Origin of the sequence: Thioclava sp. F42-5, from assembly GCF_002213195.1 — a bacterium.
Classification (GTDB): domain Bacteria; phylum Pseudomonadota; class Alphaproteobacteria; order Rhodobacterales; family Rhodobacteraceae; genus Thioclava; species Thioclava nitratireducens.
The window spans coordinates 603,503-618,374 of the sequence record NZ_NBNZ01000001.1; the positions used below are offsets into that span (position 1 = coordinate 603,503).

14 protein-coding genes are annotated in these 14,872 nt (G+C 65.2%); 8 read left to right on the forward strand and 6 right to left on the reverse strand.

All coding sequences use genetic code 11. The annotated features are described in order from the left end of the window. Window positions 1-21: 21 nt before the first annotated feature. Window positions 22-1,041 carry a ribose-phosphate pyrophosphokinase gene (locus tag B6V74_RS02620; protein ID WP_075776076.1) on the reverse strand — a complete coding sequence of 340 codons (1,020 nt, stop codon included), beginning with the start codon at window positions 1,039-1,041 and terminating at the stop codon, window positions 22-24. 111 nt (window positions 1,042-1,152) lie between these two features. On the opposite strand from B6V74_RS02620, the gene B6V74_RS02625 reads away from it, so the two are divergent. From B6V74_RS02625 to purF, 5 genes are all read left to right on the forward strand, one after another. Further along, window positions 1,153-1,752, forward strand: coding sequence for a 2-hydroxychromene-2-carboxylate isomerase (locus tag B6V74_RS02625; RefSeq protein ID WP_075776077.1), 600 nt, complete (start codon window positions 1,153-1,155; stop codon window positions 1,750-1,752). Continuing rightward, complete coding sequence (locus B6V74_RS02630) at window positions 1,753-2,568, forward strand: alpha/beta hydrolase (protein WP_088721885.1); 816 nt, start codon at window positions 1,753-1,755, stop codon at window positions 2,566-2,568. It begins immediately after the preceding gene. Between the two features lie 4 nt (window positions 2,569-2,572). After that, window positions 2,573-3,937, forward strand: coding sequence for a DNA repair protein RadA (radA, locus tag B6V74_RS02635; protein ID WP_088721886.1), 1,365 nt, complete (start codon window positions 2,573-2,575; stop codon window positions 3,935-3,937). A gap of 22 nt (window positions 3,938-3,959) precedes the next feature. Then, window positions 3,960-4,571, forward strand: coding sequence for a CvpA family protein (locus B6V74_RS02640; protein WP_075776080.1), 612 nt, complete (start codon window positions 3,960-3,962; stop codon window positions 4,569-4,571). A 106-nt stretch (window positions 4,572-4,677) separates the two neighbouring features. Beyond that, a complete protein-coding gene (purF, locus tag B6V74_RS02645; protein ID WP_075776081.1) occupies window positions 4,678-6,156 on the forward strand; it encodes an amidophosphoribosyltransferase in 1,479 nt (492 codons plus the stop codon). A 68-nt stretch (window positions 6,157-6,224) separates the two neighbouring features. On the opposite strand, the gene B6V74_RS02650 is transcribed toward purF, so the two are convergent. Genes B6V74_RS02650 through B6V74_RS02660 form a run of 3 tightly spaced genes read right to left on the reverse strand, consistent with a single transcriptional unit; the run spans window position 6,225 to window position 7,589 of the window. Next, on the reverse strand, window positions 6,225-6,647 hold the full coding sequence (locus B6V74_RS02650) for an MliC family protein (protein WP_088721887.1): 423 nt from the start codon (window positions 6,645-6,647) through the stop codon (window positions 6,225-6,227). Beyond that, the gene (locus B6V74_RS02655) at window positions 6,644-7,021 is read right to left on the reverse strand and encodes a cell division protein ZapA (protein WP_075776082.1); all 378 of its coding nucleotides are present in this window, start codon (window positions 7,019-7,021) and stop codon (window positions 6,644-6,646) included. The genes B6V74_RS02650 and B6V74_RS02655 overlap by 4 nt, the downstream gene beginning before the upstream one ends. After that, window positions 7,014-7,589, reverse strand: a complete 576-nt coding sequence (locus B6V74_RS02660; protein ID WP_088719018.1) for a hypothetical protein — start codon at window positions 7,587-7,589, stop codon at window positions 7,014-7,016. Before B6V74_RS02660 ends, B6V74_RS02655 begins: the two co-directional genes overlap by 8 nt. A gap of 201 nt (window positions 7,590-7,790) precedes the next feature. Here B6V74_RS02660 and tkt point away from each other — a divergent pair, with 201 nt between their 5' ends. Genes tkt through B6V74_RS02675 form a run of 3 tightly spaced genes read left to right on the forward strand, consistent with a single transcriptional unit; the run spans window position 7,791 to window position 11,625 of the window. Continuing rightward, window positions 7,791-9,809: a transketolase gene (gene tkt / locus B6V74_RS02665; protein ID WP_088721888.1), complete on the forward strand. Its 2,019-nt coding sequence runs from the start codon at window positions 7,791-7,793 to the stop codon at window positions 9,807-9,809. A gap of 41 nt (window positions 9,810-9,850) precedes the next feature. Continuing rightward, window positions 9,851-10,738, forward strand: coding sequence for a DMT family transporter (locus tag B6V74_RS02670; protein WP_158275080.1), 888 nt, complete (start codon window positions 9,851-9,853; stop codon window positions 10,736-10,738). Window positions 10,739-10,749: 11 nt separating this feature from the next. Further along, complete coding sequence (locus B6V74_RS02675) at window positions 10,750-11,625, forward strand: lysophospholipid acyltransferase family protein (RefSeq protein ID WP_075776085.1); 876 nt, start codon at window positions 10,750-10,752, stop codon at window positions 11,623-11,625. A 51-nt stretch (window positions 11,626-11,676) separates the two neighbouring features. Here B6V74_RS02675 and B6V74_RS02680 read toward each other — a convergent pair whose 3' ends face one another. Continuing rightward, the gene (locus B6V74_RS02680) at window positions 11,677-13,278 is read right to left on the reverse strand and encodes an APC family permease (protein ID WP_088719020.1); all 1,602 of its coding nucleotides are present in this window, start codon (window positions 13,276-13,278) and stop codon (window positions 11,677-11,679) included. Window positions 13,279-13,397: 119 nt separating this feature from the next. Then, a complete protein-coding gene (locus B6V74_RS02685; protein ID WP_075776087.1) occupies window positions 13,398-14,813 on the reverse strand; it encodes an aldehyde dehydrogenase family protein in 1,416 nt (471 codons plus the stop codon). Window positions 14,814-14,872: the final 59 nt, after the last annotated feature.

Below are 14,872 nucleotides of genomic sequence, written 5' to 3' on the forward strand. Positions count from 1 at the left end.
CGCATCCAGCGGCGCGACCGCTCAGTCGCGAGTGTACATGCCCTCGTAGATCGGGACGAGCGTGTCTGTCTCGAAGAGCGAGGACACCGAGGTGCCCGACCAGGTGTTCAGGATCGCTTGTGCGAACATCGGCGCAGTCGGCACGATGCGGATATTCGGGCAGGCTTTCACGGCCTCGGTCGGCTCGATCGAGTCGGTGATGACCAGCGTCTTCAGTGCCGAATTGGTCACCCGCTCGACCGCCGGGCCCGACAGCACGCCGTGCGAGATATAGGCGTGAACCTCGGTCGCGCCGTGCTCGATCAGCAGGTCGGCGGCCTTGCACAGCGTGCCTGCCGTGTCGACCATGTCGTCGACGATGATGCATTTCTGGCCCTTCACGTCGCCGATCACGGTCATTCCCGCGACCTCGCCCGCCTTTTCGCGGCGCTTGTCGACGATGGAGAGCGGCGCGTCGATCCGCTTGGCCAGCTCACGGGCGCGGGCCACGCCGCCCACGTCGGGCGAGACGACCATGATATCGTCGGTCTGGCCCTTGAAGTTGTGCAGGATATCGAGCGCGAAGACCGGCGAGGCGTAGAGGTTGTCCACCGGAATATCGAAGAAGCCCTGGATCTGGGCTGCGTGCAGGTCGAGCGTCAGGATGCGGTCAACGCCCGCTTCGGTCAGCAGGTTCGCGACCAACTTGGCCGAGATCGGCGTGCGGGCCTTGGTGCGGCGGTCCTGACGTGCATAGCCGAAATAGGGGATCACGGCGGTGATGCGATCTGCCGAGGAGCGTTTGAGCGCGTCGGTGATGATCAGCAGCTCCATCAGGTTGTCATTGGCCGGGTTCGAGGTCGGCTGAATGATGAACATATCCTCGCCGCGCACGTTCTCGAAAACCTCGACGAAAATCTCGCCGTCGTTGAAACGCTCGACCCGCGCATCCACCAAACCGACGGACATGCCGCGATGCATCGACATGCGGCGCGCGATCGATTGCGCGAGCGGTTTGTTGGAATTTCCGGAGATGAGCTTCGGTTCGGTGACGACGGACATGGGCCAGTTCCTTCGTGACGCCGGGCAGCCCCGGCGGGATTCGCTTGATTGCGCCTGCCTTAGCACCGGGGTAGCGTGGCGGCAATTTCGACTGTCAAGAAAGTGTTATGAATGGCACGGATCGACTACTATTTCGGCACGTTCAGCCCGTGGGCCTATCTCGGCGGCCCGCGATTCGAAGAGATCGCGGCGCGTCACGGCGCTGACGTGACCTACAAACCGCTCGACCTTCTGGGCCTGTTCGACCGCACCGGCGGCGTGCGCCCGGCGCAGCGTCACCAGAGCCGGATGGAATACCGGATGCAGGAGCTCAAGCGCTGGTCGAAGCGGCTCGGGATGGAGATGAACTACACGCCTCCCGGCTATCCGCCGAACCCCGCACCGTCGTCTTACGCGATCATCGCGGCGCAGAAAGCGGGCGGCGGCGATGTCGGCGGGCTGGTCAACGCGATCCTGCGCGCCTGCTGGGCGGAGGACAAGGACATCGCCTCGGACGAGGTGATCCGCGAGGCGCTGGAAGCCAACGGTTTCGACGGCAATCTGGCGACCACCGGCCTCTTCGACGGCGCGGTCACCTACGAGAAGAACCTCGAGGACGCGGTCGAGGCCGGCGTGTTCGGCTCGCCCTTCTATATCGTCACCGACACCGATGAGCGGTTCTGGGGGCAGGATCACCTGGAGTTGCTCGACGACTACCTGGGGACGCTCTGAATGCCGCGCGACCAACGACAAGGGGCCGAAGTCTTCTGGCAGAGCTTCGGTCAGGGCGAACGTCCGGCTATCGCGATCCACTGCACGCTCGGCAGTTCGAACCTCTGGGCGAAGGCGCTGATGCCGTTGGGCCAGCAGATCACGGCGACCGCCTTCGATCAGCCGAGCCACGGGCAATCCGCACCCTGGCGCGGCGATGCGAGCGAGCCCGGGAGCTTCCAGACGCAGGTGACACGGATCGCTGCAAGCTTCATTGAGCGCCCTGTCGATCTGATCGGGCATAGTTTCGGCGCCTCGGTCGCGCTGCGCATCGCGGTCGGCGCGCCCGAGGCCGTCCGCTCGCTGACGCTGATCGAGCCGGTGCTGTTCGCGGCGCTGCCCGAGGACGACCCGGATTGGCAGGACCTGCGCGCCAAGCAGGACCATTTCGAAGCGCTGATGGAAGCGGGCGATTACGAGCCGGCCGCACGCGGCTTCATGCGTGACTGGGGCACCGGCCAGCCGTGGGACAGCTATACCGAAACGCAGCGCGAACGTTTCACCGCGTGCATGCCGATGGTCGAGAATATCTCTCGCGCCAATTTCGAAGACCCGGCGCAGATAGCACGGCCCGACGGGATCGAGCAGATCGACGCGCCCGCAATGATCATCCATGGCGACCGCTCGCCGCCGACGATGCCGAAAGTGGCCGAGGCGATTGCCGCGCGCCTGCCCGATGTGGGCGTCGCCTGCGTCGAGGGCGCGGGCCATATGCTGCCAGCCACTCATCCCGAACAATGCGCGAGCCTGATCGCCGCCAATCTGGAACGCAGCTGACCTCATGGCCAAGCAATCCGCGATCTTCCGCTGCGCCGAGTGCGGCGCGACGCATGCCAAATGGTCCGGGCGTTGTGACGCCTGTGGCGCATGGAACTCCATCCACGAGGAAGCCCCGATCTCGACCACGCCCGGCTCCGGGATGAAAGGCGCTAAGGGCAAGGTGATCCCGCTCACCGCGCTCGACACCAAGGAAACCCCGCCCGCCCGCGTGAAATCGGGCATGGAGGAGTTGGACAGGGTTCTGGGCGGCGGTCTCGTGGCGGCTTCGGCGGTGCTCGTGGGTGGCGATCCGGGCATCGGGAAATCGACGCTTCTGCTGCAGGCGACCGCCAGCTTCGCCCGCAAGGGCGTGAAGGCACTCTATATCTCGGGAGAGGAAGCGGCGAGCCAGGTGCGGATGCGCGCGCAACGGCTGGGCCTTGCGGACGCGCCGGTCGGGCTGGGCGCTGAAACCTCGCTTCGCGACATCCTGACGACGCTGGAAGCCGAGCGCCCCGACCTCGTCATCATCGATTCGATCCAGACCATGTGGTCGGACAATGTCGACAGCGCACCGGGTTCGGTAAGCCAGCTGCGCGCCGCCGCACACGAATTGGTGAGCTTCGCAAAAAAGCGCGGCACCGCCGTCATCCTCGTGGGTCACGTCACCAAGGAAGGCCAGATCGCGGGGCCGCGCGTGATCGAGCACATGGTCGACACGGTGCTCTATTTCGAGGGCGAGCGCGGCCACCAGTTCCGCATCCTGCGCGCGGTGAAGAACCGCTTCGGCCCGGCCTCCGAGATCGGTGTCTTCGAGATGACCGGGGCGGGTCTGGCCGAGGTCGCCAACCCCTCGGCGCTGTTCCTGTCGGAGCGCGGCCAACCCGCGCCGGGATCGGCGGTTTTCGCAGGAATAGAAGGCACGCGACCGGTGCTGACGGAGATTCAAGCGCTGGTTGCACCCTCAACGCTTGCTTCGCCCCGTCGTACCGTAGTCGGGCTCGACAGCGGGCGGATCTCGACCATTCTCGCGGTGCTGGAATCGCGCTGCGGCATTCCCTTCGCGGGGCTCGACGTGTTCCTGAATGTCGCGGGCGGGATGAGGGTGGTTGAGCCCGCAGCCGACCTCGCCGCGGCCGCCGCGCTTCTCAGTGCGCGCGAAGATGTGGCGCTTCCAGCGGACATGGTGATTTTCGGGGAAATCAGCCTGTCGGGCGCGCTGCGTCCCGTGGGTCAAGCGGAAAACAGGTTGAAAGAAGCGGCGAAACTTGGTTTTTCACAAGCGATCGCACCCTCGGGAACGAAAGCCGAAGGGTCGAGCGGGATGTCCCTGCGCAAGCTGGGCGATCTCGTGACTTTTACCGGGGAGATGTTCGGCGCCGGATAACGCCGAGAACACAGGAGCGAAAATGGACGGGTTCACCATTGTCGATGCCATCGTGGCGGTCGTCATCATTCTTTCGGCGATCCTCGCCTATTCGCGGGGCTTCGTGCGTGAGGCGCTGGCCATCGTCGGCTGGATCGCGGCGGCGATCGTCGCTTACATTTTCGCCAACGAGGCGCGCCCTCTGGTGCAGCAGATCCCCGGCCTCGACAAGTTCATCGGCCAAAGCTGCGAGCTGGGCATGATCGGCGGCTTCGCGGTGGTCTTCGCCGTGGCGCTCGTCGTGTTCTCGATCCTGACGCCCTTGTTCGCCTCCGCCGTGCAACGCTCGGCCCTTGGCGGGATCGACCAGGGGCTTGGCTTCCTGTTCGGCGTGGTGCGCGGCGTGATCCTCGTCGCGGTGGCCTTCGTGGTCTACGACCGCGTGATGAGCAACGACCCCGTGCCAGTGGTCGACGACTCGCGCTCGGCCAAGGTGTTTTCGCGCGCCTCCGGACAGCTCGACGAATCGATGCCCGCCGATGCGCCCGGCTGGATCGTGCAACGCTACGAGCAACTCGTAGCCGCCTGCCCCGCGCCTCCGGGTGCCGATGCCCCGGCCCGGACGGACGAATTGCCCCCGGCAACGGCGAATTGATGACAGCCACATGACGGTTTTTGCAGGCGCGAGGGGTTAACACCTCTCGCGTTTGCATATAAATGAGCGCAAGCGCCCTCCCCTTGCGTCATACGGAGCTGATGCCATGTCCTGCCCCGCCGCCCAGAAGACCCACTTCGCCCATCCTTTCGACGACGACAAGCTCAAGGAAGAATGCGGCGTCTTTGGTGTGGTCGGCATTTCCGACGCCGCGAATTTCGTGGCTCTTGGTCTGCACGCCCTGCAACACCGCGGTCAGGAAGCGGGCGGTATCGTCGCGCATGATGCCGCAACCGGCTTCAATTCCGCTCACCGCTTCGGCTACGTCCGGGACAATTTCACCAAGTCGAGCCTGATGGAAACGCTGCCAGGCGATATCGCCATCGGCCATGTGCGCTACTCCACCGCAGGCTCCAAGGGGGCGGTGATCCGCGATATCCAACCCTTCTTCGGCGAGTTCTCGATGGGCGGCTGCGCGGTCGCGCATAACGGCAACCTCACCAATGCCGACGCGCTCCGCCGCGAACTGATCGAGCGCGGCGCGATCTTCCAGTCGTCGTCCGACAGCGAATGCATCATCCACTTGATGGCGCGCTCGATCCAGCGCAAGCACGCCGACCGGATCGCCGACGCGCTGCGCCGTGTGGAAGGCGCGTTCTCCATCGTCGCGATGACGCGCACCAAGCTGATCGGTGTGCGCGACCCGCTGGGCGTGCGCCCGTTGGTGCTGGGGAAGCTCGGCGAACATGGCTATGTGCTCAGTTCCGAGACCTGTGCGCTCGACATCATCGGCGCGGAATTCGTCCGCGAGATCGATCCGGGCGAGATGGTGGTCATTCAGGACGGCCATATCGAAAGCTCGCGTCCCTTCGGCCCCTCGACCGGGCGCTTCTGCATCTTCGAGCATGTCTATTTCTCGCGCCCCGACAGCATGATCGGCGGCCGCTCGGTCTACGAGACCCGTCGCGCCATCGGCGTCGAGCTGGCCCGCGAAGCCCCGGTCGAGGCCGATCTGGTCTGCCCCGTGCCCGACAGCGGCACCCCCGCCGCGATCGGCTACAGTCAGGAAAGCGGCATCCCCTTCGCGCTCGGGATTACGCGCAACCAGTATATGGGCCGCACATTCATCGAACCGACCGAGCAGATCCGCAACATGGGTGTGCGCCTCAAGTTGAACGTCAACAAGTCGCTCATTCGCGGCAAACGGGTGGTCCTTGTCGACGACTCGGTCGTGCGCGGCACCACCTCGCGCAAGATCAAGGACATGATCCTCGATGCGGGCGCGAAATCGGTGCATTTCCGGATCGCCTCGCCGCCGACCGCATGGCCGTGCTTCTACGGCGTCGACACGCCGAACCGCGACAAGCTGCTGGCGGCGCAGATGACCGAGGAAGAGATGCGCGAATGGGTCGGCGTGGACAGCCTCAAGTTCATCTCGCTCGACGGGCTTTATCGCGCGGTGGGCGAGGCCAAGGGCCGCGACAATTCCTGCCCGCAATATTGCGATGCCTGCTTCTCCGGCGAATATCCGATCACGCCTTCGGATCAGCTGGAAAAGGGTTTCGAGATGAAGGCGGCCGAGTAAGCGCGCGGCGCTTTCCGTTCGTCTGATACGATTTCTTCAGGGCCGCCGCGCGTATCGCGTTGCGGCCCTCAGTCTTCCTGACAGGCGCGGAACAGCGGTTGCGCCTCGCCATCCTCGGCGATCCAGTCGAGCATCGCGCCGTGGCCCTTTGTCCACCACACATAACCCGCCTCGCCCTCGCCATCCTCGGCGTATCTCGCGCCGTCGGCAGAGCGGATATGGCTCATCACGACGAGCCGTCCCTGCAGGAACAGGGCGACGCGCTGGGGATCGGTGTCGTTGATGTAGGCCGCGTGCACTTCCGCGCCGCGCTCGCAATGATAGGTGACGGTCACCACCGGCTCTACCGTATCGCCGGTCGTCGGGTTGAGCGGCTCAAGCCGCTCGACGGGCGTGTCGTGTTGCCCCGATGGCGCCGCCGCATCCTGCGCCTCCACCGGCCCCGTCAGCGCGGCGCCCGCGAGCAGCGCGCCAAATAGCGTACGTCTCACGCGTCGTCCTCGACCCGGTCGGCGAGCGACTCCGCGCGTGCGGCGATCTCGGCCAGCGTCTCGGTCACTTCGGGCGGCAGGATCGGCACTTCGACATGGGCCGGGTTCGACTGCAATTCGTCGATCTTCGCCTGCAATTCGCCAAGACGGTTCATCGCGTCGCGCAGCTGATCCTCGATACCCGCAGCCTTGTCGGCCAGCATCAGCCCCGACATCAACAGCATCCGGTTCTCGGGCACGCGCCCGATCTGGCCCAGAAGCACCTGCGCCTCGCTGTCGAGCATCCCGGCAGCCGAGCGCAGGAAATGTTCTTCACCCTCTTGGCAGGCGACCTGAAAATCGCGGCCGCCGACGGAAATCGTCACCTCAGGCATCGGTCCCCTCCTCGCGGTTCGCCGCTTCGATGATCGGGTCGAGACCCGCGATGATCTGCTCAAGCTCGGCGCTTTCGCCGTCGCGCGCGGCGCGCAGGCTTTGCAGCTCGGCCATCAGCGCCTCGTCGGAGAAGGCCACGCCCTCGTCCATCAGCTTGCGATTGGCCGCGACCAGCGCCGCGTTGGCTTGCTTGAGGGCAGCGACCTCCTTGAAGGCAGATTCCTGCGCCCGGACGGCGGCGCCGTATTTGCGCTCCATCGCGCCCAGCGTGGTGTCCTGTTTCTCGCGGATCGCGCGGACGCGTTCGGAGAGTTGTGCGTTCGCTTCCTGCTCCGCGGCGAGCGCGGCTTTCAGTTCGGCCACCTCCGCTGGATCTGCGACAACTTCGGGCGGCGGCTCCGGTACCGGGGGCAGTTCCGCCTCGGCGGCCTCCGGCTCGGTTTGCTGCGCTGCGGATTGCGCTGCCTTGGCCTGCATTGCCTCGCGCTGCTTGAGCGCTTCGACCCCGCGCCCGATCCGTTCGAGCGCGAAAGCGATGCGGCGTTCGTATTCGGCGATATCACTCATGCACGCCTCCTCGTCCTCATGTTTTTCGCTTGCCATGGCCGAATCGCGGCCCGGCTGCGGATTTCGATCAGTCTAACCCTTTGCGACAGGGCAAGCCCACCCTTTTGCCCCAAGCACTTGTGGGCCACGCTTGATCTTGGGCCGATCCCTGCTATCAGGGGCGCGGACCCATCCAACTGCTGCCCCGCGAAAGGACGTTTCATGGAAATCGAAGAGCTGCGCGCCGCCCATCCTGAGCATTGGAAACTTGCCTCCGCGATCCGCGCATTGGCGATGGATGCGGTGCAGGCCGCCAATTCCGGTCACCCCGGCATGCCGATGGGTATGGCCGACGTGGCGACCGTTCTGTTCCAGAACCACCTGAAATTCGACGTGAAGAACCCGAAATGGGCTGACCGCGACCGCTTCATCCTTTCGGCCGGCCACGGCTCGATGCTGATCTATTCGCTGCTCTATCTCTGCGGCGATGAGCAGGTCACGCTCGACCAGATCAAGAACTTCCGCCAGTCGGGCGCGCTGACCGCGGGCCACCCCGAGAATTTCCTGCTCGACGCGGTGGAAACCACCACCGGGCCGCTCGGCCAGGGCCTCGCGACCTCGGTCGGCATGGCCATCGCCGAAGAGGCGTTGCGCGCGCAATGGGGCAAGAAGCTCGTCGATCACCGGACCTGGGTCATCGCAGGCGACGGCTGCCTGATGGAAGGCATCAGTCAGGAGGCCATCGGCCTTGCCGGGATGCAGGAACTGTCGAACCTGATCGTGCTGTGGGACAACAACGACATCACTATCGACGGCCGCGTGTCGATGTCGGACAAGACCGACCAGCGCAAGCGCTTCGAGGCGTCGGGCTGGACTGTCTTCGCCTGTGACGGCCACGATCCGGTTGCCATCGACGAGGCGCTGACCAAGGCGAAGCAAGCCAAGGGTCCGGTTCTGGTCGACTGCAAGACCATCATCGGCTTCGGCGCCCCCACCAAGGCCGACAGCTACTCCGCCCACGGCTCGCCGCTGGGCGACGAGGAGATCGCGCGCACCAAGTCGATCTACGGTTGGGATCACGGCCCGTTCGAAATCCCCGCCGACGTGAAGTCGCAATGGGAAGCGATCGGCACCCGCGGCGCAGCAGAGCGCGCCGAATGGGAGGAGCGCTTCGGCAAGCTCTCGGCGGCCAAGCAGGCCGAGTTCACGCGCATCATGGAAGGCGGCGTCTCGAAGAAGCTGACCGGCGCGATCCGCAAGTTCAAGAAGGAACAGGCCGAGGCCAAACCGAAGGTCGCGACCCGCAAGGCGTCCGAAATGGTTCTGGGCGTGATCAACGCCGCCTGCCCCGAGACCATCGGCGGCTCGGCCGACCTCACCGGCTCGAACCTCACGAAGTCGAAGGACATGACGGTCTTCAACGCGGAGAACCGCAAGGGTCGCTACATCCACTACGGCATCCGCGAGCATGGCATGGCCGCCGCGATGAACGGTCAGTGGCTGCATGGCGGCGTGCGCCCTTATGGCGGCACGTTCTTCTGCTTCACCGACTACGCGCGCGGCGCGATGCGTCTCTCGGCTCTCATGAAAGTGCCGACCGTCTATGTCATGACCCATGACTCGATCGGTCTGGGCGAAGATGGCCCGACGCACCAGCCGGTCGAGCATCTCGCGATTTGCCGCGCGACGCCGAACACGCTGACCTTCCGCCCCGCCGATGTCATCGAGACCGCCGAGGCGTGGGAAATCGCGATGAACCAGGAGGGCACGCCCTCGGTTCTGGCGCTGTCGCGTCAGGGTCTGCCGACGCTGCGCACCGAGTACAAGCCGCAGAACCTCACCGCGCGCGGCGCCTATGTTCTGGCCGAAGCCGATGGCAAGCGTCAGGTGATCCTGATGGCGACCGGCTCGGAAGTGGAAATCGCGCTGAAAGCTCGCGAGATGCTGCAGAAGGAAGCGATCGGTACCCGTGTCGTCTCGATGCCCTGCATGGAGCTGTTCGCCGAGCAGGACGAGGCCTACCGCAAGCGCGTGCTGCCGCCGAACTCGGTCCGCGTGGCGGTCGAGGCCGCCGTGCGCCAGCCGTGGGACCGCTGGCTTCTGGGCGAGCGTGGCCGCGAGGCGAAAGCCGGCTTCGTGGGCATGGAGGGCTTCGGCGCCTCCGCCCCGGCAGGCGAGCTTTACGAGAAGTTCGGGATCACCCCCGAGGCCGTGGCCGAGAAGGTCAAGAGCCTCCTCTGATGGCTCTGCCCGGGTTGAAAGCGACAGCGAGGGGGCCCGGCGTGGCCCCCTCTTTGCTTCCCGAGGGCGATCGCCCCGGGATGGGGATCGCGCTGATGCTCGGCGCGTTCTCGATGCTGACTCTGATGGACGCTTTTGCGAAACTTCTCGGGCAAGGTTACCACCCGCTTCTGATCGTCTGGGCGCGCTTCGCGGTGAATGCCGCCGTGCTGGCGGTCATCTATCGCGGCAGCCTGCCGCGCAGGCTTCGCAGCGCACAGCCGAAGTTCCAACTGGGCCGGGCCTTGTTCCAGATGGGTGCGATCGTTTCGTTCTTCTACGCGCTGAAACATGTCCCGCTGGCCACCGCGACCGCGCTTGGCGATCTGAACCCCGTGATCGTGACGCTCGGCGCCGCCCTGTTTCTGGGCGAGCGGCTGGGCCCACACCGCATCTTCGGCATCGCGGCCGCGTTCATCGGCGCGATGATCATCCTGCGCCCGGGTTTCGCGGGCTTTCATCCGGCAGCACTGTTGGCGCTACTCGCCGCCTTCAGCTTCGCGGGCGCGGTGCTGCTGACGCGCTACCTGCGCGGCGATAGCGCGGCCACCTCGCAGCTCTGGTCCGCCTATACCGGGCTTGCGCTTTCCTCGCTCGCCCTGCCCTTCATATGGCAGCCGATCGCGCTCTCCGATCTTTGGGTTTTCCTCGGCCTCGGGCTTGCGGGTAGCCTCTCGCAATTTCTGCTGATCCGCGCCTTCGCGCTGGCCGAGGCCTCGACGCTGGCACCGTTCGGCTATTCGGGTCTGCTGTTCGCGTCCTTCTGGGGCTGGCTGATGTTCGGACAGTTTCCCGACGGGTTCACGATCGCCGGGGCGCTTGTGATCGTGGGGGCTGGCCTCTATGTCTGGTCGCGTGAGCGCCGAGCTGCGCGCCAAGCCAGAGCCTGACACCCGACACGATGAAGTACCGCGAACCCACCTTGTCCGACCGCGTCTCGAATGCCCTTTTCGTGGCGGTGATGCGGCTGGTCCAGCGGCTACCCTACGAGCGGCGCATCCCGGCGGCGGGGCGGATGGTGGCGCGGCTCGCGCCGGTCCTTGGCTTCACCCGCAAAATCCGCGAGAATCTGGCGATCGCCTGTCCTGATCTGTCCGAGGACGAGATCAAGCGGCTGCAGCGCGAGATGCCCGACAATCTGGGCCGCATGTTGGCGGAGATCTATTCCGGCGAAGAATTCGTGGCCCGCGTGCGCGATCTGCCCATCGAAGGCCCCGGGGCCGAGACGCTGGAAGCCGCCCATCGCGAGGGGCGTCCGGTCGTTCTGGCTGCGGGCCATTTCGGCAATTACGACGCGTGGCGCGCGGCGCTTGCAGGGCGCGGCTACCGGGTCGGCGCGATCTACCGCCCGATGAACAACCCGCTCTTCAACGAACAATATGTTTCGACCATTTCCGCCATCGCCGAGCCGCTGTTCTCGCGTTCGCGCCGGGGGTTGGGCGACATGATAAAGTTCTTGCGCGATGGCGGGATGGTCGCCTTCGGCTTCGATCAGCATTTCAGCAAGGGCGCGGAATTGAGCTTCTTCGGCCTGCCCGCCTTCACACCTCTGTCTGCGGCGGAAATGGCGCTGAAGATGAAGGCCGATCTGGTGCCGATCTACGCGATCCGCCAGCCCGACGGGCTCAGCTTCAGGATCTATGCTGACAAGCCCGTACCACATACCGACCCCGAAACGATGACCCAGACCCTCAATGACGGGCTGGAGGAGATGATCCTCAAGCACATGGAGCAATGGCTCTGGATTCATCGCCGCTGGAAGGGGAAACGCAAATAAGAAAAGGCGCGCGAGATTTTCTCGCGCGCCTTTTTGGCCTCTCGGACCGGCTCAGTTGCCGCGCTGGATCCGCTCCATCAGCGCGCCGGTTTCTTCCGCCGGAAGTGCCGCGCGCAGCGCGAACCAGATCACGACCAGCGACCACACCGCGACGAGGGCCATCCCACCCCAGAAGTTCAGCACACCCAGCGCGTGATCCGAAGTGCCGAGCGCGGTGATGATCCAGAGCCCGCCGAACCACAGCGCGAGCCAGCCGATATGGCGCCAGCCGAACTCGGAGGCGGATTTCTTCTGCACGGCGTGGAAGACGAGCGCGTAGATGGCGAAGCCCACGAGCAGCATCCCGAACAGGATCGAGTCGGTGTAGAACCCGGTCCAGTAGATCACGAGGTTCGAGGCAATGAAGGCCAGTGGTGCAAGGAACTCCGCCCCTTTCAGACGGAACGCACGCTCGGCATCGGGCTGCGAACGGCGCAGCACCATCAGCACGATCGGACCAAGGCCATAAGTCAGAACCGTGATCGAGCTGATATAGCCCACCAGCAATTGCCACGCCGGGAAGGGCAGCAGGAAGAAAACGCCCACGGCCCACATCACCGCAACCGCCAGCCACGGCACGCCGTGACGGGTGGTATGCGTCAGCGCGCTCGGCCCGCTATCGGTATCTCCCACGGCATAGAGGATGCGCGAGCCGCCAGTGACGTAGATCAGCCCCGTCCCGCCGGGCGAGATATAGGCGTCCACGTAGAGGAGCAGCGCCAGCCAGCCCATGCCGAGCGTCGCGGCGAGACCGGCGAAGGGACCCGCGGAACCTTTGAAGCTCAGAGACGACCAGCCATTCGCCAGATCGCCCTTCGAGAGGGCCATGATGAAGGCCACTTGCAGCAGGATATAGACGATCGCGGCAAGAATGACCGAGCCGATCACCGCCATCGGGATATTGCGGCCGGGATTGGCGCTCTCGCCGCCCAAGTCGATCGCCGTGCGGAAGCCGAGGAACGAGAACACGATCCCTGCGGCCGGAATCGCGGTGAACATGCCTTGCGCCTTGTAGGTGCCCGGAGCCGCATGCCAGACGCCCCAATGGGACGAAGCCGCGATCAGGCCGACCACGGTGATCAGAGGCACCGCGATCTTCCACCACGTCACCGTATTGTTAACCTTCAGCAGCGCCTTGATCGCCAGCAAGTTCAGCAGCGCCAGAACGCTCAGAAGAAGCGCGGAGGTGATGAAGCCCACCAGCGTCAGCGTGCCCGTCCCGTCTCCGCGCAGAAAATAGGGCAGGTAATTGTTCGCATAGGTCACGATCCCCTCGGCCTCGACCGCAGGCACCGGCGCATAGCTGAGAAACAGCATCCAGCCCCAGAGCCTGCCCAAGGTCGCACCGTGGCTCGCGTGGCTCATATGGACCAGCGCGCCGGATTTGGAGAACATCGTGGAGAGTTCGGCGAAGCACAGCGCGATCAGCATGATGATCGCCGCCCCGACCACCCAGGACCAGACCGAGAGCGGCCCAGCGATTTTCGAGGCGTGATAGGCCCCGAAGAGCCAGCCCGAGCCGATCATCGACGTCGTGGAGGCGAAGAGCAGCCCGATGACCCCGGCGTCCCGCCGCAGCTTGCCTCCTCCCGCCATCGTTTCGGTTGATGCCATTGGTGAATCCCCTGTTTCTTATTGATCACAGGAGTTCAACTAGGGCGCGATCTCGCCAACCGGAGCGATTACACGGGCTTGTGGCGGAACGCGATCACGCGTGAAATCCGCAGTCAGCCTTAGCGCAGAAATTTCTGGGCGAGCTTCGCCATGCGTCCGCTGCGATAGGGCGGCATCAGCATCGCAAGCGGCGCGAAACGGTTCTCGAGCACGGGTTTGAGATGAGTGAATGCCTCGAAGCCCCAATGGCCATGCGCCGCACCCACGCCCGAATTGCCGATCCCGCCGAAGGGCAGGTTCTGGTGCAGGTAATGAACCAGCGCGACATTGATGCCCACCGCGCCGGAACTGGTTGCGCGGCGCAATCGGTCGATCAAGCCGCGGTCGCGCTCGAAGATGTAAAGGGCGAGCGGCTTCGGCCCGGCCTCGATCCGCGTCACCACATCCACCGCATCGTCGAAGGGAATGACCGGCAGGACGGGACCGAAAATCTCCTCCTGCTCGACCGTCATCGACGGATCGGTGCCCATCAGGACGGTCGGCGCGATATAGCGGCTCTGCGCCTCACCGGTTGCGCCGGTCAGCGCCTTTGCGCCCGCTGACTGCGCGCTCTCGATCATGCCCATGAGCCGGGCGAAATGATCCGGGTTGATGATCCGCGCGAGATCGCGCGTGGCCGCCTGCGCCTCTTCCGTCTTGCCATACATCCGCGCAATCGCGGCTTTCAGCTCGGCCAGGAACGGGGCTTCGATCTGCTTGGCGACATAGACGTGATCGGGGGCGATGCAGGTCTGACCGGCATTCGCGAACTTGCCCCAGGCGATCATCCGCGCGGCCTTTTTCAGGTCGGCGCCGGGGCCGACGATGACCGGGGATTTGCCGCCCAGCTCCAGCGTCACGGAGGTGAGATGCTTCGCCGCCGCCGCCATCACGATCTTGCCCACCCGCGGCGAGCCGGTGAAGAAAATATGATCGAAAGGTTGCTCTAGCAGTTCCTGACTGACCTCGACCCCGCCCTGCACCACACGCACGAGATCGGCAGGTAGCGCCTCGTCGACGATCTGCGCGATCACGGCGGCGCTGGCCGGGGCCAGCTCTGAGGGTTTGACGATCGCGGCACAGCCCGCCGCGATGGCCGAAACCAGCGGCCCGAGCGACAGCGCCAGCGGGTAGTTCCACGGCGCGATGATCAGCGCGGTGCCCTTCGGCTCCGGCACGATCCGCGCGCGGGTGCCCAACATCGCACGGGTCGGGCGCACCCGACGCACTTTCGTCCACGTTTTCAGATTGCGCAACGCGTGCGAAATCTCCGCCTGAACGGGCAGGATCTCGGTCAGGCGAATTTCGGCCTCGGGCTTGGCGAAATCCTCCGCCAGCGCGGCGAGGATCTCCGCCTCGCAATCATGGATCGCGCGCGAGAGCGCCTGCAGCGCCGCGCGCCGTTGCGCCGGATCGAAAGCCATGCGGCGCTGCGGGTTGCCCGCCGCTAGGTCGACGAAAATCTGCGCCGGGGTCTTGAAACTGCGATGATCCATCGAGGCTCCTTTGTCGCGCATCTCACCGCGCGGGACGGGAATTGGCAAGCGGCAGCGCG

What these genes read in the sequence shown, in the direction of transcription:
- B6V74_RS02620 (WP_075776076.1), bottom strand. Translation starts at nt 1,041, where the DNA reads ATGTCCGTCGTCACCGAACCGAAGCTCATCTCCGGAAATTCCAACAAA.
- B6V74_RS02625 (WP_075776077.1), top strand. Translation starts at nt 1,153, where the DNA reads ATGGCACGGATCGACTACTATTTCGGCACGTTCAGCCCGTGGGCCTAT.
- B6V74_RS02630 (WP_088721885.1), top strand. Translation starts at nt 1,753, where the DNA reads ATGCCGCGCGACCAACGACAAGGGGCCGAAGTCTTCTGGCAGAGCTTC.
- radA (WP_088721886.1), top strand. Translation starts at nt 2,573, where the DNA reads ATGGCCAAGCAATCCGCGATCTTCCGCTGCGCCGAGTGCGGCGCGACG.
- B6V74_RS02640 (WP_075776080.1), top strand. Translation starts at nt 3,960, where the DNA reads ATGGACGGGTTCACCATTGTCGATGCCATCGTGGCGGTCGTCATCATT.
- purF (WP_075776081.1), top strand. Translation starts at nt 4,678, where the DNA reads ATGTCCTGCCCCGCCGCCCAGAAGACCCACTTCGCCCATCCTTTCGAC.
- B6V74_RS02655 (WP_075776082.1), bottom strand. Translation starts at nt 7,021, where the DNA reads ATGCCTGAGGTGACGATTTCCGTCGGCGGCCGCGATTTTCAGGTCGCC.
- B6V74_RS02660 (WP_088719018.1), bottom strand. Translation starts at nt 7,589, where the DNA reads ATGAGTGATATCGCCGAATACGAACGCCGCATCGCTTTCGCGCTCGAA.
- tkt (WP_088721888.1), top strand. Translation starts at nt 7,791, where the DNA reads ATGGAAATCGAAGAGCTGCGCGCCGCCCATCCTGAGCATTGGAAACTT.
- B6V74_RS02675 (WP_075776085.1), top strand. Translation starts at nt 10,750, where the DNA reads ATGAAGTACCGCGAACCCACCTTGTCCGACCGCGTCTCGAATGCCCTT.
- B6V74_RS02680 (WP_088719020.1), bottom strand. Translation starts at nt 13,278, where the DNA reads ATGGCATCAACCGAAACGATGGCGGGAGGAGGCAAGCTGCGGCGGGAC.
- B6V74_RS02685 (WP_075776087.1), bottom strand. Translation starts at nt 14,813, where the DNA reads ATGGATCATCGCAGTTTCAAGACCCCGGCGCAGATTTTCGTCGACCTA.